At 72.8% G+C, this 20867-nt stretch carries 20 protein-coding genes; 12 read left to right on the top strand and 8 right to left on the bottom strand.

Features of this window, described 5'->3' with window-relative positions; translation table 11 throughout:
* Positions 1-32 precede the first annotated feature (32 nt).
* A complete protein-coding gene (locus tag ACFY3I_RS03020) occupies positions 33-659 on the top strand; it encodes a winged helix-turn-helix transcriptional regulator (protein ID WP_390859057.1) in 627 nt (208 codons plus the stop codon).
* A gap of 53 nt (positions 660-712) precedes the next feature.
* Here the strand turns inward: ACFY3I_RS03020 and ACFY3I_RS03015 are convergent, their stop codons facing one another.
* From ACFY3I_RS03015 to ACFY3I_RS03005, 3 genes are all read right to left on the bottom strand, one after another.
* Positions 713-1516 (bottom strand): hypothetical protein, encoded by an 804-nt coding sequence (locus ACFY3I_RS03015; protein WP_390859056.1) that lies wholly within the window; start codon positions 1514-1516, stop codon positions 713-715.
* Positions 1516-2781 (bottom strand): VWA domain-containing protein, encoded by a 1266-nt coding sequence (locus tag ACFY3I_RS03010; RefSeq protein ID WP_390859055.1) that lies wholly within the window; start codon positions 2779-2781, stop codon positions 1516-1518. The genes ACFY3I_RS03015 and ACFY3I_RS03010 overlap by 1 nt, the downstream gene beginning before the upstream one ends.
* A 107-nt stretch (positions 2782-2888) precedes the next feature.
* On the bottom strand, positions 2889-4394 hold the full coding sequence (locus tag ACFY3I_RS03005) for an IucA/IucC family protein (protein WP_390859054.1): 1506 nt from the start codon (positions 4392-4394) through the stop codon (positions 2889-2891).
* A 93-nt stretch (positions 4395-4487) separates the two neighbouring features.
* Here ACFY3I_RS03005 and ACFY3I_RS03000 point away from each other — a divergent pair, with 93 nt between their 5' ends.
* The 3 genes from ACFY3I_RS03000 (at position 4488) to ACFY3I_RS02990 (ending at position 7339) form a co-directional block, all read left to right on the top strand.
* A complete protein-coding gene (locus tag ACFY3I_RS03000) occupies positions 4488-6059 on the top strand; it encodes an IucA/IucC family protein (protein ID WP_390859053.1) in 1572 nt (523 codons plus the stop codon).
* Positions 6060-6149: 90 nt separating this feature from the next.
* On the top strand, positions 6150-7055 hold the full coding sequence (locus ACFY3I_RS02995) for a HipA family kinase (RefSeq protein ID WP_390859052.1): 906 nt from the start codon (positions 6150-6152) through the stop codon (positions 7053-7055).
* A complete protein-coding gene (locus ACFY3I_RS02990; protein WP_390859050.1) occupies positions 7052-7339 on the top strand; it encodes a SelT/SelW/SelH family protein in 288 nt (95 codons plus the stop codon). Before ACFY3I_RS02995 ends, ACFY3I_RS02990 begins: the two co-directional genes overlap by 4 nt.
* Before the next feature lie 6 nt (positions 7340-7345).
* Here the strand turns inward: ACFY3I_RS02990 and aceB are convergent, their stop codons facing one another.
* Positions 7346-8968 (bottom strand): malate synthase A, encoded by a 1623-nt coding sequence (gene aceB / locus ACFY3I_RS02985; protein ID WP_390859049.1) that lies wholly within the window; start codon positions 8966-8968, stop codon positions 7346-7348.
* A gap of 184 nt (positions 8969-9152) precedes the next feature.
* Positions 9153-9752, bottom strand: a complete 600-nt coding sequence (locus ACFY3I_RS02980; protein WP_390859048.1) for an NTP transferase domain-containing protein — start codon at positions 9750-9752, stop codon at positions 9153-9155.
* A 156-nt stretch (positions 9753-9908) separates the two neighbouring features.
* Between ACFY3I_RS02980 and ACFY3I_RS02975 the strand changes: the two genes are divergently transcribed.
* Positions 9909-10223, top strand: coding sequence for a DUF5955 family protein (locus ACFY3I_RS02975; RefSeq protein WP_365295161.1), 315 nt, complete (start codon positions 9909-9911; stop codon positions 10221-10223).
* A gap of 89 nt (positions 10224-10312) precedes the next feature.
* On the opposite strand, the gene ACFY3I_RS02970 is transcribed toward ACFY3I_RS02975, so the two are convergent.
* A complete protein-coding gene (locus tag ACFY3I_RS02970) occupies positions 10313-11104 on the bottom strand; it encodes an IclR family transcriptional regulator (RefSeq protein ID WP_365295159.1) in 792 nt (263 codons plus the stop codon).
* A 285-nt stretch (positions 11105-11389) separates the two neighbouring features.
* Here ACFY3I_RS02970 and allB point away from each other — a divergent pair, with 285 nt between their 5' ends.
* From allB to ACFY3I_RS02950, 4 genes are all read left to right on the top strand, one after another.
* Positions 11390-12730: an allantoinase AllB gene (allB, locus tag ACFY3I_RS02965; RefSeq protein ID WP_390859047.1), complete on the top strand. Its 1341-nt coding sequence runs from the start codon at positions 11390-11392 to the stop codon at positions 12728-12730.
* A 51-nt stretch (positions 12731-12781) separates the two neighbouring features.
* Positions 12782-13894, top strand: coding sequence for an allantoicase (gene alc, locus ACFY3I_RS02960; protein WP_390859046.1), 1113 nt, complete (start codon positions 12782-12784; stop codon positions 13892-13894).
* A gap of 89 nt (positions 13895-13983) precedes the next feature.
* A complete protein-coding gene (locus tag ACFY3I_RS02955; protein ID WP_390859045.1) occupies positions 13984-14796 on the top strand; it encodes an AIM24 family protein in 813 nt (270 codons plus the stop codon).
* Between the two features lie 379 nt (positions 14797-15175).
* Complete coding sequence (locus ACFY3I_RS02950; protein WP_390859044.1) at positions 15176-15850, top strand: hypothetical protein; 675 nt, start codon at positions 15176-15178, stop codon at positions 15848-15850.
* A gap of 307 nt (positions 15851-16157) precedes the next feature.
* Here ACFY3I_RS02950 and ACFY3I_RS02945 read toward each other — a convergent pair whose 3' ends face one another.
* Positions 16158-16358, bottom strand: a complete 201-nt coding sequence (locus ACFY3I_RS02945) for a hypothetical protein (protein WP_390859043.1) — start codon at positions 16356-16358, stop codon at positions 16158-16160.
* Between the two features lie 191 nt (positions 16359-16549).
* Between ACFY3I_RS02945 and ACFY3I_RS02940 the strand changes: the two genes are divergently transcribed.
* From ACFY3I_RS02940 to ACFY3I_RS02930, 3 genes are all read left to right on the top strand, one after another.
* A complete protein-coding gene (locus ACFY3I_RS02940) occupies positions 16550-17788 on the top strand; it encodes a sensor histidine kinase (protein WP_390859419.1) in 1239 nt (412 codons plus the stop codon).
* Between the two features lie 62 nt (positions 17789-17850).
* A complete protein-coding gene (locus ACFY3I_RS02935) occupies positions 17851-18513 on the top strand; it encodes a response regulator transcription factor (RefSeq protein ID WP_365295150.1) in 663 nt (220 codons plus the stop codon).
* 71 nt (positions 18514-18584) lie between these two features.
* Positions 18585-19766, top strand: a complete 1182-nt coding sequence (locus ACFY3I_RS02930; RefSeq protein WP_390859042.1) for a cytochrome P450 — start codon at positions 18585-18587, stop codon at positions 19764-19766.
* A 41-nt stretch (positions 19767-19807) separates the two neighbouring features.
* On the opposite strand, the gene ACFY3I_RS02925 is transcribed toward ACFY3I_RS02930, so the two are convergent.
* A complete protein-coding gene (locus ACFY3I_RS02925; protein ID WP_365295147.1) occupies positions 19808-20818 on the bottom strand; it encodes a Gfo/Idh/MocA family oxidoreductase in 1011 nt (336 codons plus the stop codon).
* Positions 20819-20867: the final 49 nt, after the last annotated feature.

Below are 20867 nucleotides of genomic sequence, written 5' to 3'. Positions count from 1 at the left end.
GAAAGTCCAACATCTTGTCTAGACTGCGCCGCATGTCACCTCGCCGAAGCTACGACCAGTTCTGTTCCGCGGCCCGCGCCCTCGACGTCGTCGGCGACCGCTGGACCCTGCTGATCGTCCGGGAGCTGCTCGCCGGTCCCCGCCGCTACACGGACCTGCACGCGGATCTGCCCGGGGTCAGCACGGACGTCCTCGCCTCCCGGCTGAAGGACATGGAGCGGGACGGGCTCGCGAACCGGCGTCGGATGCCCCCGCCGGCCGCGGCGTACGTGTACGAACTCACCGACCGGGGACGGGAGTTGCTACCGGTTCTGCAGGCGCTCGGGAGCTGGGGGGAGTCCGAGCTGGGCGAGCGTGGGCCCACCGACGCGGTGCGCGCCCACTGGTTCGCGCTGCCGCTGCTGCGGGCCCTCGACAGCGAGGGGCTGGTCGAAGTCCGGCTCGACGAAGGTGACTTCCATCTGTACGCCGGCGCGGAGGACGGCCCGGTGTACGGCGACGGTCCCGCGCCGCGCGAGCCCGACGCGCGGCTCCTGCTCGACGCCGCGACCTGTACGGCCCTGGCCCGCGGGGAGTTGGGCCTGCCGGACGCGGTCCGGGCCGGGCGGGTGACGGTCACCGGGGACGGCGCGCTGGCCAAGGAGCTGCGGGAGACCTGAAACGGCGACCGGGCCCGCCGCGAACGGGGGCCCGGTCACCGGAACACGCAGGGTCAGGCGCCCGGCGGCACCCGGTACGGCCGGCCGGCTCCCCGGGTCAGCGCGTATCCGCCGATGCCGGCCAGCGCGGCCAGCACCCCGCCGATCCCGGTCCACACCCAGCGGTCGGTCCACCAGCCCGACGACCAGCCGTCGTTGGAACCGAAGCTGGAGAGCACCGCGGTCTTCTTGTCGCCGTCGCTCTTCTCGGAGGTGACCGCGATCCCGGGCACCAGCGGCTTGGCCAGCGAACCGTCCACGGCCGCCGAACCGCCGATGTCCTTCGAGTCCACCTCGACCTCGGCGCCCACCGGCTTGCCGAGGTCGGCGTTGCCGAGGTCCACCGCCGTCAGCCGGACGTAGTACGTGCCGGGCAGCGGGTCGTTGGCCCACGGCTCCGACCAGGCCCGGACGGTACGCGTCACGCAGGCGAGCTCCACCGACGTGGCGCCCTGCGGCGCGGTGCGGGTCGCCGCACCGTACTGGCAGGCCTGGCGGCGCCGCAGACCGTCGTACACGTCGATCTGCCAGGTCTGCGCCCCGTGCGAGTCGGGGAGCTTCACCGTCGCCCTGACGTCCGGGCGCTGACCGGTGTCGGCGGCGAACGACCAGTACATGTAGTCGCCCGTCGACCCGCTGGCGGTGGCCTGCTGACCCTGGTCGACCTCGGTCGCCGTACGGAAGGACGTACCCGCCTGGGTGGGCGCGCCGCTGTCCTCCGAGGCGCTGGGGGAGGGCGAGGCATCGTCGGCGACGGCCGGGCCGGCGGCCAGTCCCACCGCCAGCAGGGCGGCGCTCAGCACACGTGTGATCGACATCAGTTGGTCCTCCAGACCGCTACCCGCCAGCGGGACACCCAGCCCCAGATCAGACCCGCGAGGAAGCCGGCCACCACCAGCGCCCCGAGCAGCCACCAGCCACGGCCGAGACCGAAGGAGGCCACGTCGGAGGCCTTCGACGGTCCGTCCACCACGTCCACCGTCAGTTCGACGGGCATGCCCGGGCTGGTCTTCACGCCGGCCGCGGCCGAGAAGGAGTTGGTCACCTGGAGACAGACGGTCTCCGGCGTGGTGTCCTCGTCGTCGTCGCTCTCGGCCTTCGGGTACCGCAGGCCGGTCGAGATCACGTCGGTGCGGTCGGTGCCCGAGGCCTCGCCGCGGACGATCTCGCGTCCGTGCGCGGTCACCGCGCGCAGCAGTACGCCGTAGTCCGGGTTGACGGCCCGGTCGGCGGCGACGCTGACCGAAGCCCGCAGCTCCTGGCCGGGGTTGACGTCGACCTTGTACCAGCGCTGCTGCCCGAACTCCTCGCGGTCGGTGTACAGCCCGGACTTCAGCGCGGGCGCCGAGGAGCACTGCCCGGCGCCGTCCGTCGCCACCGGCGTCACCACCGGATCGGCCGCCCGGTCCACCAACTGCCCGACCCGGTCGGTCAGTTCCTCCTTGTGCTGAACGGAGGTGTAGGTGCCGCCGGTCGCGTCCGCGATGCAGGTCAGCTGGTCACGGGTCTTGGCGTCCGGCACCAGGCCGAGGGTGTCGATGGTCAGCCCGACGCCCTTCGCGGCTATCTCGCGGGCCACCTCGCACGGGTCCAGCGGCGGGCAGGTGTCCTCGCCGTCGCTGATCAGGACGATGCGGCGGGTCCCGGAGCCGCCTTGGAGGTCGTCGGCCGCCTTGAGCAGCGCCGGACCGATCGGGGTCCACCCGGTCGGCGACAGCGTGGCGACGGCGGTCTTCGCCTCCGTGCGGTCCAGGGTGCTGACCGGGTAGAGCTGCGCGGTGTCCTTGCAGCCGGTCTTCTTGTCGTTCCCGGCGTAGTTGGCGCCGAGCGTGCGGATGCCGAGCTGAACGCCCTCGGGCGTCGCGTCCAGCACCTCGTTGAACGCCTGCTTGGCCGCGGCCATCCGCGTCCCGCCGTCGATGTCCGCCGTCCGCATGGATCCGCTGACGTCCAGCACGAGTTCCACCTTGGGAGCGGCCTGGTCGGTCTCGTCGGCGACCGCTCCACCGGGGAACGCGATCCCTGCCGCCAGGGCGGCGAGCAGTGCGCAGACTCCCGCCGCCAGCCGTTGTGTTCTGATCATCGGCGGATCCTATTGATCAGAGGCGCCGGGCTCCAAAACGAGGTCCGGAGACCAAAAGCGGGGCGGCCTTGAGGCCAACGGAGGGTGGCGGCCCGGAAGGTGAGCGCTCACTCCGCCGCCACCAGCGGATTCGGCAGCGCCGCCCACCGGTCCCCGGGCGCCTGCGGCGACAGCCGCATCAGCGTCAGCGCCTTCGCCGGCAGCGGACCTTCCAGGAGGGCCGCCAGGTCGGGACCGGCCGGAAGGTCCCGCGCGGCGGTCTCCAGCGCCGCCGCCAGCGCCGGCGCGGAACCCGCCGTCCCGGCGAGGGCACCCGCGACCAGGGAACCGAACAGCTTGCGCCGCAGCGTCGTCTCGTCGTCGGTGACCAGGCGCCCCGTCAGCCCGGGCGGGGTGATGCCGTGCCGGGTCAGACGGGCCGGGCTCAGACGGATGTCGGCGAGGTCGCGGTAGACCAGCCGGAGCGGGGCGCCGGTCGCGGAGAGCACCACCAGGAGGTTCTGGCCGTGCGCCTCCAGGGCCACGCCCAGCTCCAGCAGCCGCAGCCCCACCGTCAGGGCGAGCCGGGTGAAGTCGGCCAGCCAGGAGGGCGACGCGGGCAGGGCGGTGGTGGCCAGGGCGGCCACCGGCAGGACCCGCTCACCGGGTGCCGCGTACGCCTCGGGCGACTCGCGCAGCACGGCCGCCAGGTCGGCGGAGCCCGCGGTCGCCGCGCCCAGGGTACGGGTGACGTGCAGGAGCCCGTCCGTACGGGACGCGAGGTCGGTGGCGAACTCCGACAGGGTGACGGCCGCGTCGACCGAGTACGCCGAGATGTCGCGGACGGACGACGTCAGCCGGGCGCTGAGCGCGGTCTTCACGTGCGGTCCGCCGGGCAGCGCCAGGGTGCGCAGGGACATCAGCGGGTGCGCGGTCCGCCAGGGTTCGCCCGGGCCGTCCTTGAGGACATGGGCGGTCTGCCAGGGATGCACCGGGATCAGCAGCCGCCCCGCGTCCCGGAGTTCGTCCGGCCAGTCACCGGTCAGCAGGCAGTCGCCGGCCGCCACCGGGACCGTCTCCAGTCGTACCAGCGGACGGTGCTCCGGCCCGTAGCCGAGCTGCTCGGCGACCGAGAAGCCGGGCCGGGAGCGGCAGTTGGGATGGAACGGATGCCCGTCGACCACCCGCTGCTCCCACTCCCAGTCCCTCCCGGGCCACTCCTGCCCGGGGGCCTGCCGGTTCGCCCGCGAGAGCGCCAGCGACGCAGCGCTGTGCCCGAGTTCGGCCGCGAACCCCGCCGAGTGCGGCCATCCCAGGTCGGTCATCAGCCGCGCCGGGTCGTCGTAGGACACCCCGTCCAGACGTACGGCGGTGACATACGCGCCGGTGGCGTACGGGTCCGCGGGCGGGCCGTGCAGGACGCGTCCGTCGGCCAGCCCGAGGGCCAGGCTGTGCGCCCCGCGCACCCGGCGGGTCACCCGGGGCAGCGGCTCGTGCGCCAGCGCCCGCCACAGCCTGGTCAGGACCGCCGCCCGCGCACCGGGCAGCTCGGCCGTGTACCCGGGCACGAGGTCCGGCCGGGCCTCGGCCAGCTCCGTGGCGAGCTGTGTCTCGATGGGGGAGGGACGGTGCACGGAGAGGCTCCTCGGCGACGGGTTCGGCGGTCATGATGGCGGTGGACGACAGACATACTGATCACGATCGGACCGTGCGGACGTAGCGAACGAATGGAACGCGTGGATCTCATGCCCCCCGGTGACGGCATCGGCGAACGCGCCGACGCGTACGCCGCCGCGCCCCTGCTCAACTGCCTGCTGCGGGAGGTGGCCGAGCCGCTCCCCGACGACGGGGCAGGGCCGCCGCCGCAGGCCGGGGACGGCTCGTTCCCGGACCTGGGGCAGGGCGGGCCGCGGACCTACCGGCTGCCCGGCGGCGGCCGGCTGCTGCGGGTGCGCGGCGCCCGCCGGCCCGCCGCGCCCGAGGTGTACGTGGCCGGCCGCTGGCACCGCGTCGGCCACACCGAGCTGGTGAAACTCGTCGCCGAGGAGCTGCGCGGACACACCGGGCTGTCCAACGGCGATCTGCCCGCGGAGATGATCGACAGCCGGGACGCGGTCGCCGCGCTGCTCACGGCACGCGCCCGGGCGACGGCGCCCGGCGACCCGTACCAGCGCTCGGAGCAGTCCCTCATCACCGGCCATCCCTACCACCCGGCCCCCAAGGCGCGCGGTGGCGGCCCGGTGACCGCCTGGTTGCCGTACGCGCCCGAGGCACACGCCCGGTTCCCGCTGGTGCTGCTCGGGGTGCGCGAGGACCAGGTGGCCGAGGAGGGCGACACGTCGGCGCTGGACGCGCTGGCCGTCGTACCGCCGGGCTACCGGCTGCTCCCGGCCCACCCCTGGCAGCTCGACCTGGTCGGCCGTGAACTGGAGGCGGCCTTCGCCGACGGGCGGCTGGTGCGGCTGCCGGAGACCGGCGGCGAGGTCTGGCCGACGGCCGCGATCCGCACGGTGTACGACCCGGCGCGCGATCTCTTCCTGAAGTTCAGCCTGGACGTCCGCATCACCAACGACATCCGTCGGCTGTGGGCGCACGACCTGCGGAGACTGCGCCGTACGGACGCGGCCGCGACCGCCGCCTTCGCGGCGCAGGACGGGCCCGCGGCGTGGCTCGGCGACCGCGGCTACCGCACCGCCCGCTTCGCCTTCGAGGAACTCGCGGTGGTGGTCCGGGACGGGCTGCGCGGTCCGCTGCTCCCCGGGGCCACCCCGCTGCTCGCGGCGGGCCTGGTGGAGGGTTTCGAGGGCAGCCCCCTGGCCGCGACGCGGGACCCGGACGCCTGGTGGCGGGCGTACCTGCGCGCGGTCGTACCCCCGGCGCTCACGGCCTTCGCCGACCACGGCGTCGTACTCGAGGCGCATCTGCAGAACACCCTGGTCGCCGTCGACGCGGACGGCATGCCGGTGCAGGCGCTGTACCGGGACGCCGAGGGCGTCAAGCTGCTGGCCGACGTGGAGCGGGCGGCCGGGTGGGAGCGGCTGGTGTACTGCCTGGTCGTCAACCATCTGATCGAGGTCGCCGGCGCGCTCGCCGAGCAGCACGCCGGGTTCGACCCCTGGCCCGCGGTCCGCCGGGAGCTGGCGGGGCATCCGCTGCCGGAGGCCGCCGCGCTCCCGTCGTCGCCCACCCTGCCGGGCAAGACGAACCTGCTGCTGCGCTGGACGGGCGCGGACGGCGCCGACGCGCGCTATCTGCCGTTGCCGAACCCGCTGGCCCCGCCGGGGCCGCGGCGGCGGTGATCGCCGCCCGCGCCGGCGATCACCCTCGGTTACTATGGTCACTTGGCGCCGGGGGACAGCTGCGGGCGAAGGGACGGGTGACCCGGGGAGATGTTGAGACAGGTCACCGCGACCCGCTATGTCGAACCCCTGCGGTCCGGCGGGTCGGTTCCCGGGATCGTCGAGGCCGACGACCTCGGGACGTACGTCGTGAAGTTCACCGGCTCCGCGCAGGGCCGCAAGGCGCTGGTCGCCGAGGTGATCGTGGGGGAGCTGGCGCGGGCCCTGGGCCTGCGGTTCCCGGAACTGGTCCTCGTGCACTTCGATCCGGCGATCGCCGGGCACGAGCCGCACCAGGAGGTGCGCGAGCTGCACGCGGCCAGCGCCGGGGTGAACCTCGGGATGGACTTCCTGCCCGGCGCGAAGGACTTCACCCCGGAGATCGCCGAGGTCTTCCCGGTGGACCCGCTGGAGGCCGGCCGGATCGTCTGGCTGGACGCGCTCACCGTCAACGTCGACCGTACGGTGCACAGCTCCAACCTCATGGTCTGGCCGACGTTCGGCACCTCGCCCCCGCGCCTGTGGCTCATCGACCACGGAGCGGCCCTGGTCTTCCACCACCGCTGGGACACCTCGGTGCCCGAGAAGGCCTACGACTTCCGGCACCACGCCCTCGGCCGGTACCGCCCCGACACCCGGGCCGCCGACGCCGAACTCGTTCCCCGGGTGACCGAGAAGCTGCTCAGGGACACCCTCGCCGAGGTCCCCGACGCCTGGCTCACCGACTTCGGCACGCCCGACGGGATGCGTGAGGCCTACCTCGGTTACCTGCTGGCCCGGGTCCGGTCCTCCGCGCGGTGGCTGCCCACCGACTTCCCCGGCAGCGAGCAGCTCGCGGCCGAGGAGGCCGCCCGCACGGCCCGGGCGCAGCGGGGACGCCCGGCCTGGCTGAAGCAGGTTCCCGACCTGCACGGCAAGCCCGCGGCCGAACAGGACTGGTCGGTGCATCTCGGATGAGCGACAGCCGGCGGGTCGAGATCGAGTACTGCACCCAGTGCCGCTGGCTGCCCCGCGCGGCCTGGCTGGCGCAGGAGCTGCTGACCACCTTCGAGACCGAGCTGACGGAGCTGGCCCTGAAGCCGGGCAAGGGCGGTGTCTTCGTCGTGCGGGTCGGTGACGAGGTGGTGTGGGACCGGCGCGAACAGGGGTTCCCGGAGCCGACGGCCGTGAAGCGGGCGGTACGCGACCGAGTGGCCCCGGGGAGGTCCCTGGGCCACTCGGACGGCGCCGGGCGGGAATAGGCCGGGTCAGCCCCGCAGCTGCCGGTAGGCGGGCAGCGTCAGGAAGTCCGCGTAGTCGTCGTCCAGGGCGACGGTGAGCAGCAGGTCGTGGGCCTGCTGCCAGTGGCCGGCCGCGAAGGCCTGCTCGCCGATCTCCTTCCGGATGCCGTCGAGTTCCTCGGCGGCGATCTTGCGGGCCAGCTCCGGGGTCGCCTTCTCGCCGTTCTCGAACTCGACGCCCGCGTTGATCCACTGCCAGATCTGCGAGCGCGAGATCTCCGCGGTGGCCGCGTCCTCCATCAGGTTGAAGATGGCCACCGCGCCCAGGCCGCGCAGCCAGGCCTCGATGTAACGGATGCCCACCTGGACGGCGTTGACCAGACCGGGATACGTCGGCCGGGCGTCCAGCGAGTCGACCGCGATCAGGTCGGCGGCCTCGACGTGGACCTCCTCGCGCAGCCGGTCCTTCTGGTTGGGCCGGTCGCCGAGGACCCGGTCGAAGGACTCCATGGCGATCGGGACCAGGTCGGGGTGGGCGACCCAGGAGCCGTCGAAACCGTCGTCCGCCTCGCGGTCCTTGTCGGCGCGGACCTTCTCGAAGGCCACCTTGTTGACCTCGGGGTCCCGCCGGGAGGGGATGAAGGCGGCCATGCCGCCGATCGCGTGCGCGCCGCGCTTGTGGCAGGTGCGGACGAGGAGTTCGGTGTACGCCCGCATGAACGGGGCGGTCATCGTCACGGCGTTGCGGTCCGGCAGGACGAACCGGGGCCCGCCGTCCCGGAAGTTCTTGACGATGGAGAACAGGTAGTCCCAGCGGCCGGCGTTCAGTCCCGAGGCGTGGTCGCGGAGTTCGTAGAGGATCTCCTCCATCTCGTACGCGGCCGTGATCGTCTCGATCAGCACGGTCGCGCGGACGGTGCCCTGCGGGATGCCGACGTGGTCCTGCGCGAAGACGAACACGTCGTTCCACAGCCGGGCTTCGAGGTGCGACTCGGTCTTCGGCAGGTAGAAGTAGGGGCCCTTGCCGAGGTCGAGCAGCCGTCGCGCGTTGTGGAAGAAGTAGAGCCCGAAGTCGACGAAGGCGCCGGGCACCTGCTCACCGTCGACCTCGACGTGCCGCTCGTCCAGGTGCCAGCCGCGCGGCCGCACGACGACCGTCGCGAGCTCCTCGTCCGGGCGCAGGGCGTACGACTTGCCGCTCGCCGGGTCCGTGAAGTCGATGTTCCGGGTGTAGGCGTCGATCAGGTTCAGTTGGCCCAGGACGACGTTCTCCCAGGTCGGGGCGGAGGCGTCCTCGAAGTCCGCGAGCCATACCCGGGCGCCCGAGTTGAGGGCGTTGATGGTCATCTTGCGGTCGGTGGGGCCGGTGATCTCGACCCGCCGGTCGTCGAGCGCGGCGGGGGAGGGGGCCACCCGCCAGGAGTCGTCGGCGCGGATCGCGGCGGTCTCCGGGAGGAAGTCGAGCGTGGAGGTGCGGGCGATCTCGGCCCGGCGTGCGGCCCGGCGGGCGAGGAGTTCGGCGCGGCGCGGCGAGAACCGCCGGTGCAGTTCCGCGACGAACGCGAGCGCCGCGTCGGTGAGCACCTCCTCCTGGCGGGGCAGGGGCTCGGCGTCGACGATGGCCGGCGGAGACGGCGCTGCTGCGGACATGAGCGGTCACTTCCTTCAGCGGTGGCACCGGGTGCCAGTCGTTCCGGGTGGAGCGGAGCACGCCCGATCAGCGGTCGGACGCTTCTGAACAGTGGATACTAGTTTCCTCATCGTGGAAGTTCAATGGTTTGTTGATATCGAGATTCTCCGGGTCGAGCCAAGGTGGCGCTCGGTGCCACCCCGTTCACTCAAGGTGGCCCAGATCCGCTTCCGTGTCGATGTCGAACGGCTCGGCCACGTCCCCGCACTCGACCAGCGTGACGGCGGCCCGGTGCGCCCCGAGATAGGCGCGGGCGCCCCGGTCGCCGGTCGCGGCCGCCGCGATCCCCGGCCAGTGCCGGGCCCCGAACAGCACGGGATGGCCGCGTACCCCGTCGTAGGAGGCCGCCACCAGCGAGTCCTCGTCCCGGTAGCCGCCCAGCACCCGAGCCACCGCCTCGCCCCCGATCCCCGGCTGGTCCACCAACGACACCAGCGCGGCCCGCGCCCCCGTCCCGGCCAGCGAGGCCAGCCCCGCCCGCAGCGAGGACCCCATCCCCTCGGCCCAGTCCGGGTTCTCCACGACCAAGCAGCCCTCCAGCCGGGCCAGCTCCCGCACGTCGTCCGCGCGGGCCCCCAGAACCACGTGCACGGACCCGCAGCCGCCCGCGCGCAGTACCCCGACCGCGTACTCCACCAGCGGGCGTCCGCGATGGGTGAGCAGTGCCTTGGGGCGTCCGCCGAGCCGTCTGCCGCCGCCCGCGGCGAGCAGCAGCCCGGCGATCCGGTGATCCGTGTCCGTCATGCGTCCTGCATACCCGACGCCGGGACGGACGGCCGGTCCCGCAGGGCTGAATTTCGGTCCGCGCTGTAGCGCGTCGCGCCGGGGAGGGCGTTTACTGACCCGCGTCCCCAGGCGCCCGACCACCGTCATGGGGCGACGGGCGAGAGGGGGAGGGCTGTGTTGCAGAGCTTGGGGCAGAGACCAGTGACCGGCAGTGACGAGGATCCGAGGGTTACCGGGCTACGCACGGCGGTCTCCCGGCTGCGCCGCGAACTGGCCGCGCATCCGGCCGAGTTCACCGACCGCGCGATAGCCGAGGACGAGCTTGCCGCCCTCGCGGCGATGGCGACCGGAGGCCTGCCGGAGATCCCCCGCCTGCGCCGCTCCCTGTTACTGATCGCGGGAGCCATCGGATCCGTGAGCGCGCTGTCCCGGGGGCTTTCGGACGTGCGTGCGGCGGTCGACCTGTTCGGGGAGACGCCGGGACGCTGAGCGCCGGCGAGGGCCTGGGGGTGTGCCCGTACCCGGGTTCGCCGCCCGGGCGCGGCCGACACCCCACCGGGGCGCGGCCGTTCCGTCCCTCAGGCTCCTGAACTGGCCAACGCCTGGGACAACTCGACGGCCACCTGCTGGAGCACCGGCACGATCTTCTCGGTCGCGGCCTCGGTGACCCGGCCCGCGGGCCCGGAGATCGAGATGGCCGCGGCGGTGGGCGAGTCCGGCACGGACACCGCCAGGCACCGCACCCCGACCTCCTGCTCGCTGTCGTCCACGGCGTACCCGAGCCGCCGCACCTCCGCGAGGGCGTTCAGGAACCCCTCCGCGGTGGTGATCGTCCGCTCGGTGGCCGCCGGCATCCCGGTCCGGGACAGCAGCGACCGGACCTCGGCGTCCGGCACGCTCGCCAGCAGCGCCTTGCCCACCCCGGTGGAGTGCGGCAGCACCCGCCGGCCCACCTCGGTGAACATCCGCATCGAGTGCTTGGACGGCACCTGTGCCACGTACACGATCTCGTCCCCGTCGAGCAGCGCCATGTTCGCCGTCTCGCCGGTCTCCTCGACCAGCCGGGCGAGGTACGGCCGGGCCCAGGTGCCCAGCAGCCGGGAGGCCGACTCCCCGAGCCGGATCAGCCGGGGCCCGAGCGCGTACCGCCGGTTGGGCTGCTGGCGCACGTAGCCGCAGACGACCAGGGTGCGCATCAGCCGGTGGATCGTCGGCAGCGGCAGCCCGCTGCTCGCGGACAGCTCGCTCAGTCCGACCTCGCCACCCGCGTCCGCCATCCGCTCCAGCAGATCGAAGGCGCGTTCCAGGGACTGGACCCCGCCCGTGCCGGACTTGGCGGAATCGGGGGTGCTGGCGCTGGACGTCGGCACGGCGCGTTCCTTTCGTGGCCGCCTTCTCGGGCCGGGCGGAAGAGCAGAAGCCTACCCGGCGGCCGGTCGACGACCTGTTCGTGCGTAGCTACGTTCTGCCTGGCGGAATTGTAATTTCACTTTGTGGAAACGTCCAGAGTGTGTGCCGGTGTCGCCTCGGGAAGCAGTGTGCCCTTGACGGCGCGGAGGCGGGGGTGAAGACTCCTTCAACAGAACGTTGAATTCCGTTACATGCGGGTAGATCCCGTTCCCGGAAGCAGGACTGCGGCAGAGAGAGGGGTCCGGGTGTCCGACGCTGAACTGGTGCTGCGCTCGACGCGCGTCATCACCCCCGAGGGGACACGGGCCGCCGCGGTCGCCGTGTCCGCCGGGACCATCACGGCCGTACTGCCCCACGACACCCCGGTCCCGGCGGCCGCCCGCATCGAGGACCTCGGCGACGACGTGCTCATGCCCGGCCTGGTCGACACCCACGTCCACGTGAACGACCCGGGCCGCACCGACTGGGAGGGCTTCTGGACCGCCACGCGCGCGGCGGCGGCCGGCGGCATCACCACCCTCGTCGACATGCCGCTCAACTCCCTCCCGCCCACCACGACCGCCGACCACCTCCGCGTCAAGCGGGAGGTCGCCGCCGACAAGGCGCACATGGACGTCGGTTTCTGGGGCGGCGCGCTGCCCGGCAACGTCAAGGACCTGCGCCCGCTGCACGAGGCCGGGGTCTTCGGCTTCAAGGCGTTCCTGTCACCGTCCGGCGTGGACGAGTTCCCGCACCTCGACCAGGAGCAGCTCGCCCGGTCCCTGGCGGAGATCACCTCCTTCGGCGGCCTGCTGATCGTGCACGCCGAGGACCCGCACCACCTTGCCGCCGCCCCGCAGCACGGCGGTCCCCGGTACGCCGACTTCCTGGCCTCCCGTCCGCGCGACGCGGAGGACACGGCGATCGCGCAGCTCATCGCCCAGGCGAAACGCCTCGACGCGCGCGTGCACGTGCTGCACCTGTCCTCCTCGGACGCGCTGCCGCTGATCGCCGAGGCCAAACGGGACGGTGTCCGGATCACCGTCGAGACCTGCCCGCACTACCTCACCCTCACCGCCGAGGAAGTCCCGGACGGCGCGAGCGAGTTCAAGTGCTGCCCGCCCATCCGGGAGGCGGCCAACCAGGACCTGCTCTGGCAGGCGCTGGCCGACGGCACCATCGACTGCGTGGTCACCGACCACTCGCCCTCGACCGCCGACCTGAAGACCGCCGACTTCGCGACCGCCTGGGGCGGCATCTCGGGTCTCCAGCTCAGCCTGCCCGCCGTGTGGACCGCGGCCCGCGACCGCGGCCACGGCCTGGAGGACGTGGTCCGCTGGATGTCCGCCCGCACGGCCGCGCTCGTCGGCCTCGACGACCGCAAGGGCGCCATCGCACCGGGCCGGGACGCGGACTTCGCGGTCCTCGCGCCCGACGGGACCTTCACCGTGGACCCGGCGGGCCTCCAGCACCGCAACCGGGTCACCGCGTACGCGGGCAGAACCCTGTACGGCGTCGTGAGGTCCACCTGGCTGCGCGGTGAACGCATCGTCGCGGACGGCGTGTTCACCGCCCCCAGGGGACGCCTGCTGACCCGCACTCCCTGACGCCGCCCGTTCCGCACCCGCAGCGGCCGACACCCGAGAGGACGACCTTCTTTGACGGCGATCCCGACCTTCACCGGCGACGCGCACCCCTACTCCGGCGGCGACCCGTACGCCGACTACCGCACCGCGGACCTCCCCTTCACCCGGTACGCCAACCTCGCCGACCGGCAGCTCGGCGCCGGGGTCGTCGCCGCCAACGACGAGTTCTTCGCCCAGCGGGAGAACCTGCTGCTGGCGGGACGGGCCGAGTTCGACCCCGAGCACTTCGGGCACAAGGGCAAGATCATGGACGGCTGGGAGACCCGCCGCCGCCGCGGAACCTCGGCCGGGCACCCCTGGCCGGCGGCCGAGGACCACGACTGGGCGCTGGTCCGGCTCGGCGCTCCCGGCGTCGTCCGCGGGATCGTCGTCGACACGGCGCACTTCCGCGGCAACTATCCGCAGGCGGTGTCGGTCGAGGGCACGTCGGCGCCCGGCTCGCCGTCCCCCGCCGAACTCCTCGGCGACGACGTGAAATGGACGACGCTGGTGCCGCGCACACCCGTGGGCGGCCACGCGGCGAACGGCTTCGCCGTCTCCGTCGAACAGCGTTTCACCCACCTCCGCGTCAACCAGCACCCCGACGGGGGCATCGCCCGGCTGCGTGTGTACGGCGAGGTCGTCCCGGACCCCGAGTGGCTCGCCGTGCTCGGCACCTTCGACGTGCTCGCCCTGGAGAACGGCGGCCGGGTCGAGGACGCCTCCGACCGCTTCTACTCGCCGGCCACCAACACCATCCAGCCCGGACGCTCCCGCAAGATGGACGACGGCTGGGAGACGCGCCGGCGCCGCGACCGGGGCAACGACTGGATCCGCTACCGGCTGGCGGCCCAGTCCCAGATCCGGGCGGTCGAGATCGACACGGCGTACCTCAAGGGCAACAGCGCGGGCTGGGCGTCGGTGTCGGTGCGGGACGGCGAGGACGGCGACTGGCGGGAGGTCCTCCCGCGCACCCGCCTCCAGCCGGACACGAACCACCGTTTCGTGCCGGCCGCCCCGGCCGTGGGCACGCACGCGCGCGTGGACATCTTCCCGGACGGCGGGATCTCCCGCCTGCGGCTGTTCGGAACGCCGACCGGGACGGGTGCGGCGGACCTGGCCGCACGCCACCGCGAACTGTCCTGACGCCCCGTGCCCGCCCTCCCGTGCCCGCCTCCCCGGCACGGGAGGGCGGGCACGGGGAACCGGTGGACCGTCGGCTACGTTGTTCTGCCGTGACCCTTCAGCAAGAAATCGTCGGCAACGCCATGCAGATGGCGGTCGTCAACCTGCACCCCGGCCAGACCGTCTACTGTGAAGCCGGAAAGTTCCTGTTCAAGACCACGAACGTGACCATGGAGACCCGCCTCGGCGGCTCCGGTGGCGGACAGTCGCAGGGTGGTGGCGGTGGCGGTGGCATGGGCGGCATGCTGCGCCAGGCCATGGGCACGGCCATGCAGGTCGGCCAGCGCATGCTCGCCGGCGAGTCGCTGGCCTTCCAGTACTTCAGCGCGCAGGGCGGTGAGGGCACCGTCGGCTTCGCGGGCGTGCTGCCCGGCGAGATGCGCGCCCTGGAGCTGAACGGCACGCGCGCGTGGTTCGCCGAGAAGGACGCCTTCGTGGCCGCCGAGTCCACCGTCGAGTTCGGCATCGCCTTCCAGGGCGGGCGCACCGGCATGAGCGGCGGCGAGGGCTTCATCCTGGAGAAGTTCACGGGTCACGGCACCGTGATCATCGCCGGCGCCGGCAATTTCATCGACCTCAACCCCGCCGACTTCGGCGGCCGCATCGAGGTCGACACGGGCTGCGTCGTCGCCTTCGAGGAGGGCATCCAGTACGGCGTCCAGCGCGTCGGCGGCCTCAACCGCCAGGGCCTCATGAACGCGGTCTTCGGCGGTGAGGGCCTCTCCCTGGCCACCCTGGAGGGCAACGGCCGGGTGATCCTGCAGTCCCTCACCATCGAGAGCCTCGCCAACGCGTTGAAGAAGGCCCAGGGCGGCGACAAGCAGGGCCCGACCGGCGGACTGTTCTCGACCCACACGGGGTGACGGCCGCGGTCCCCGGACCGACCCCCTGAAGCCGGCGTCCGCGACGGCACCGCGGTGCGCCCGACCCCGCCCGCGGTGACGCACGCTGCCGGGAGGCCGGGTTCCACCGGTCATCGACCCCCACTCCCGGTTTTCGCTCGGCACACCCCACGCATTCGGGAGAAAAAGCCCAGCGCACGGCATTCCGCGGCCCGCTTTGGCGCCGCGGCTTCCCGGGTTCCCCGGGTTGATCGGACCGGTATAGTTGCGCAGCGAACAGCAGGTTATGCGCGGAGCGAGGTCGGTTCGGCAGTCGTCGGCCGGGGTATTCGAGTCGGTTCGCCGCTCTGCACTTCAGCTTCCACGCGCATTCGATTTCATTTCCCGGGGGGGGAAAATCTTGGCGACGCCGCAGCAGAACATCGAACCGTATCCGGTTCCGGCGGCTCAACCCGCTCCCGCGCCCCTTCCGAATCCGCAGGGCTGCCAATTCTGCGGCGGGACGCCGACGCTGAAGACCACGGTCCGAGGGCATCAGGGCATGGTGATCATCATGCGGTTCCTCAAGGTGCGGGGGCTCTTCTGCCGTACCTGCGGCATCGCCGTGCACCGTGAGATGACCACCAAGACACTGTGGCAGGGGTGGTGGGGCATCGCCTCTCTCGTCATCGCTCCGATCACCCTGGTCATCAACCTTGTCGCACGTGTCCGTTTCGGCCGGATGACGCCTCCGGCCAACGGAATGCGACCGCCGCTCGACCCTGGCAAACCGGTCATAAGACGCGCCGGGGCGATAGGTGTCCTCGCGCCGTTCCTCATCGTCGGTGCCGTCGCCCTCGGCGCGGAACTGGACGACAGTGCGGACACCGCGGAAGTCGGCGCCTGCATGCACATCGGCGGCACGGAAAACGCTCCTGAAGCCAATGTCGTCGACTGCGGTTCGGCCGAGGCCCAGTTCAAGGTCGCCGAGCGGCACGAGGGCAGTGACGCCCACTGCGACCGCACGGTCTATTCCGAATACGCCGAATACGGAGGCCGGGAAAGCTTCACCCTCTGCCTTGCTCCGCTTCCGTAGGACGCCGTTTCTCTAAGGGCTGTCCCGTAATCCCCGGCGGGCGCACGACGACAGCTACGGCACCTCGCGGCGTTGTCGGGGTCGCCCGAATACGCCCAGTATGAGGACGACCCTCCGCCTTGCGATGCACCGCATCCGACGCCGTGCGCCGACCCACCGGGGATTACGGGACAGCCCTTAGGCTCGGTCCTCAGGAAATCTCGGGTGCCGGCCGCTTTATTCGTCGAATGTGCCGGAGGGCGTCCGCGGCTGTGGCCGCCGGACGGCCTCCGCGGCCCGCCGGCCCGGCCGGGCGGGCCGGTCGCGTTCAGCCGGGCTTCCGGCTCTCCGCGAGGGCGAACAGCGCGAACGCCAGCACGAGCAGGGCGACGCTCGCGTAGACGCCGTAGCCGTCGAGGAATCCGAGCCGTCGCAGGAGACCCACGTGCCAGTGGGTGAACTCGTGCAGCAGGCCCAGCGCACCCTGCACCAGAGCGACGAAGCCGAACACTTCCAGCACCTGTTTCACGGCACGACTCTCGCCCCGCCGCCTCCCCCCACGCCATCGGCCGCGGGGTGGGTCCTGCCCGCCGGAAGTCCGCGCCGACGCGCGCGTGGCGCGACCGAAGTCCACGCGGGCCGAACTTTGGTCGACGATCCGCCGCGCGGGGAGGTGGCGCGGTGCGGACCTGCGTAGATTTGTCGACCGTGAGCAGTGACATGTCGGTACGTACGTTCGAGGGGCGGCGGTGGCTCTTCCCGTCCGCCGTGATCCATGAACTCGACCCCGATGCCGGCCCGGCCGACCGGCGGCCCCGGCGCACCGCGCGCGACTGGCTCGTCGACTTCAGCTGCTTCGTGCTCGCGGTCCTGCTGGGCGTGACCGCCGCCAAGACGGTGTGGCAGGACCCGCACGTCCCGCACGGTCTCGCCGTCACCGACCAGCTGGTCGGCGGGCTGGCCTGCGCCGCGGTCTGGCTGCGCCGCCGCTGGCCGACAGGGCTCGCGATCGCGATGATCCCGGTCAGCCTGGTCTCCGACACCGCGGGCGGCGCCGCCATGGTCGCCCTGTTCACGGTGGTCGTGCACCGCCCGTTCCGGTACGGCGCCTGGATCGTCGGCGCCAACCTCGCGACCGTTCCGTTCTTCTACTGGCTGCGCCCCGACCCCGACCTGCCCTACCTGGCCGTCGTCGCCCTGGTGACGCTCTTCGTCCTCCTGGTCACCAGCCTCGCCCTGTTCGTCCGCTCAAAGCGGCAGCTGATGGTCAGCCTGCGCGAGAGGGCCCGGCGCGCCGAGACCGAGGCCGGGCTGCGCGCCGAGCGGGCCCAGCGGCTGGCCAGGGAGGCCATCGCCCGCGAGATGCACGACGTCCTCGCCCACCGGCTGACCCTGCTCAGCGTGCACGCCGGCGCCCTCGAGTTCCGTCCCGACGCGCCCCGGGAGGAGATAGCCCGCGCGGCCGGAGTGATCCGGGAGAGCGCCCACGAGGCCCTCCAGGACCTGCGCGAGATCATCGGCGTGCTGCGGGCCGCCGAGGGCGACGAGGCGGGCGGCCGTCCGCAGCCCACCCTGGCCGCGCTCGACGCCCTGGTCGGCGAGTCCCGCCAGGCGGGCATGAAGGTCACCCTCGACCGGCACGTCGGCGACCCGTCGGCCGTGCCCGCCTCCGTGGGCCGCACCGCCTACCGGATCGCCCAGGAAGGCCTCACCAACGCCCGCAAGCACGCCCCGGGCGCCGAGGTCACCGTGCGCGTCACCGGTGCCCCCGGCGACGGCCTGGACATCACCGTGCGCAACCCCGCCCCGGAGTCCGAGGCGCCGCACGTCCCCGGTTCGGGCCAGGGCCTGATCGGCCTGACCGAACGCGCGACGCTGGCCGGCGGACGGCTGGAGCACCGGGCCACCGGCGACGGAGGCTTCGAGGTGCGCGCCTGGCTGCCGTGGGCCGCCGCCTGAGCGACCCCGCCGGCCGGCCGAACGGCCACGAGACGTCGTACCCGCGTGCTTTCGTAGGAGCCATGACCGCGATCAGACTGCTCCTCGTCGACGACGACCCCCTGGTGCGGGCGGGGCTGTCCCTCATGATGGGCGGGGCCGGTGACATCGAGATCGTCGGCGAGGGCGCCGACGGCGACGAGGTCGAGGCACTCGTCGACCGCACCCACCCGGACGTCGTCCTGATGGACATCCGCATGCCGACCGTGGACGGGCTGACCGCCACCGAGCGGCTGCGCGCGCGGACGGACGCCCCGCAGGTCGTCGTCCTGACCACCTTCCACGCCGACGAACAGGTGCTGCACGCCCTGCGCGCGGGAGCCGCCGGATTCGTCCTCAAGGACACCCCGCCCGCCGAGATCGTGGCCGCGGTGCGCCGGGTCGCGGCCGGTGACCCCGTCCTGTCGCCCGCCGTCACCCGTCAGCTGATGCGGCACGCCGCCGGGACCCCCGCCGACACCCGGCGGGCACGCGCGCGTGACCGGCTCGCCGCCCTCAACGACCGTGAGCGCGAGGTCGCCGTCGCGGTCGGCCGCGGCCTCGCCAACGCCGAGATCGCGGTCGGCCTGTTCATGAGCGTCGCCACCGTCAAGACCCACGTCTCCCGCATCCTGGCCAAGCTCGGCCTGAACAACCGCGTCCAGGTCGCACTGCTCGCCTACGACGCGGGACTCCTGGAGGAGTAGGGGCACCAGCGCGGCGTCCCGGGCGTTGTCGGGGTGAGGAACGGCCTCGGGGACCCAAGGGGGAGTACCGGATGCAGGTGACCGACCTCGGTGAGTACGGCGACGGCCTTCGCACCGACCCGCACACGGTGTACGCCCGGCTGCGCGAGCGCGGTCCGGTGCACCGGGTGCGCTGGCCGCTGACCGACGCGTACCACGACACCTGGCTGGTCGTGGGGTACGCGGAGGCCCGCGCGGCGCTGGCCGACCCCAGACTGGTCAAGGACACCGAGAAGATCGGCTTCAGGTTCCTCGACGAGGAGCGGATCGGCAAGCACCTGCTGGCCGCCGACCCGCCCCAGCACACCAGGCTGCGCGGCCTGATCACGCGCGCGTTCACCGCTCGCCGGGTGGCCGGACTGGAGCCGCGGATCCAGGAGATCACCGACCGTCTGCTCGACGAGATGCTGCCCCGCGGCCGAGCCGACCTCATGGACGCCCTCGCCTACCCACTGCCGATCACGGTGATCAGCGAACTGCTCGGCGTCCCCGAGCTGGACCGCGCCCGGTTCCGGAAACTCTCCAACGAGGTGGTCGGCTCCGCCCGTCCGACCGGCGAGTACGACGCCTTCGCCGAGCTCGCCGACTATCTGGCGGAACTCATCGAGGACAAGCGGTGCGCGGGCCCGAGCGGCGACCTGCTCAGCGACCTGATCCGCACCACCACCGAGGACGGCGACCGGCTCTCCCTCGGGGAACTGCGCGGCATGGCCTACGTGCTGTTGATCGCCGGCCACGAGACCACCGTCAACCTGATCGGCAACGGCGTCCTCGCCCTGCTCACCCACCCCGGCCAACTCGCCGCCCTGCGCGCCGACATGAGCCTGCTGGACGGCGCGGTCGAGGAGATCCTGCGCTGGGAGGGCCCGGTGGAGAACGCGACGTACCGGTTCGCCGCCGAGCCCCTGGAGATCGCCGGCACCGCCATCGACCAGGGCGAACCGGTGATGATCGGGCTCACGGCCGCCGACCGCGACGGCGCCCGCTTTCCCGAGCCCGACCGGTTCGACATCCGCCGTGACAACCGCGGCCACCTCGCCTTCGGGCACGGCATCCACTTCTGCCTGGGCGCGCCCCTGGCCCGCCTGGAGAGCCGCACGGCTCTGCGGTCCCTCCTGGAGCGCGCCCCGGACCTGGCCCTGGACGGCCCGCACGGCGAGTGGCTGCCGGGCACTCTGATGAGGGGGGTGCGCGACCTCCCGGTGCGCTGGTAGCGGTCGGTCGGTCGTTCCCGGCAGGGCCGGGACGGCCGCGGTCAGCCCAGCCGGTCCGGGATCTCCGCGAGCGCCACCGGCCTGCGCTCGCGCCGGGAGAGTTCGCAGGCCTCCGCGATCCGCAGCGCCTGGAGCGCCTCGCGTCCGTCGCAGGGGTTGGCGAGTCCGCCGCGCACCACGTCGACGAAGGAGCACAGCTCGGCCTCATAGGCCGGGCCGAACCGCTCCAGGAAGCCGGGCCAGGGTTTGTCCGCGGGCGGCGGCCCGGTCGGTTCGGTGGAGGCCACCGGCGTACGGTCGTCCAGCCCGACCACCACGGTGTCCCGCTCCCCGGACAGCTCCATCCGCACGTCGTACCCGGCGCCGTTCAGCCGCGTCGCGGTGGCGGTGGCGAGCATGCCGTCGTCCAGGGTGAGCAGGGCCGCACCGGTGTCCACGTCGCCGGCCTCGCGGAACATGGCGGGCCCGGCGTCCGAACCGGTCGCGTAGACGTCCACGACCTCGCGACCGGTCACCCAGCGCAGCACGTCGAAGTCGTGGATCAGCGTGTCCCGGAACAGCCCGCCGGACAGCGGCAGCCACTCCGGCGGGGGCGGCGACTGGTCGGAGGTCAGCGCCCGCACCGTGTGCAGCCGTCCGAGCCGGCCCGAGCGGACGGCCTCCCGGGCACCGACGTAGCCCTTGTCGAAGCGCCGCTGGAAGCCCATCTGCAGTACCGTCCCGGCCTTCTCCACCTCGGCGAGGGCGTGCAGCGTGCCGGGCAGGTCGAGGGCGATCGGCTTCTCGCAGAAGACCGGGAGCCCCGAGCGCGCGGCCCGGCCGATCAGGTCGGCGTGCGCCGATGTCGCGGTGGTGATCACCACCGCGTCCACGCCCCACCGGAAGATCTCGTCCGCCCCGGGCGCCGCGGTCTCCCCGAGCCGGTGCGCCAGATCCTGGGCCCGTGCCGGATCCACGTCCGAGAGGATCAGTGATCCGACCTCGCGATGACGGCTGAGGGTGTTCGCATGAATGGTTCCGATGCGACCCGTACCGATGACCCCGATGCGCATGGGAACAAGGTGGTGGTGCACCCGGTGCGCTGTCAATCCGTATGTCCGG

This window comes from Streptomyces sp. NPDC001068 (genome assembly GCF_042897315.1).
GTDB lineage: Bacteria > Actinomycetota > Actinomycetes > Streptomycetales > Streptomycetaceae > Streptomyces.
This window is presented reverse-complemented; position numbering and strand designations above follow the sequence as displayed.

What these genes read in the sequence shown, in the direction of transcription:
- ACFY3I_RS02930 (WP_390859042.1), top strand. Translation starts at nt 18,585, where the DNA reads ATGCAGGTGACCGACCTCGGTGAGTACGGCGACGGCCTTCGCACCGAC.
- ACFY3I_RS02940 (WP_390859419.1), top strand. Translation starts at nt 16,550, where the DNA reads ATGTCGGTACGTACGTTCGAGGGGCGGCGGTGGCTCTTCCCGTCCGCC.
- ACFY3I_RS02935 (WP_365295150.1), top strand. Translation starts at nt 17,851, where the DNA reads ATGACCGCGATCAGACTGCTCCTCGTCGACGACGACCCCCTGGTGCGG.
- ACFY3I_RS03010 (WP_390859055.1), bottom strand. Translation starts at nt 2,781, where the DNA reads ATGATCAGAACACAACGGCTGGCGGCGGGAGTCTGCGCACTGCTCGCC.
- ACFY3I_RS02925 (WP_365295147.1), bottom strand. Translation starts at nt 20,818, where the DNA reads ATGCGCATCGGGGTCATCGGTACGGGTCGCATCGGAACCATTCATGCG.
- aceB (WP_390859049.1), bottom strand. Translation starts at nt 8,968, where the DNA reads ATGTCCGCAGCAGCGCCGTCTCCGCCGGCCATCGTCGACGCCGAGCCC.
- ACFY3I_RS02995 (WP_390859052.1), top strand. Translation starts at nt 6,150, where the DNA reads ATGTTGAGACAGGTCACCGCGACCCGCTATGTCGAACCCCTGCGGTCC.
- ACFY3I_RS03015 (WP_390859056.1), bottom strand. Translation starts at nt 1,516, where the DNA reads ATGTCGATCACACGTGTGCTGAGCGCCGCCCTGCTGGCGGTGGGACTG.
- ACFY3I_RS03000 (WP_390859053.1), top strand. Translation starts at nt 4,488, where the DNA reads ATGGAACGCGTGGATCTCATGCCCCCCGGTGACGGCATCGGCGAACGC.
- ACFY3I_RS02990 (WP_390859050.1), top strand. Translation starts at nt 7,052, where the DNA reads ATGAGCGACAGCCGGCGGGTCGAGATCGAGTACTGCACCCAGTGCCGC.
- ACFY3I_RS02980 (WP_390859048.1), bottom strand. Translation starts at nt 9,752, where the DNA reads ATGACGGACACGGATCACCGGATCGCCGGGCTGCTGCTCGCCGCGGGC.
- ACFY3I_RS03020 (WP_390859057.1), top strand. Translation starts at nt 33, where the DNA reads ATGTCACCTCGCCGAAGCTACGACCAGTTCTGTTCCGCGGCCCGCGCC.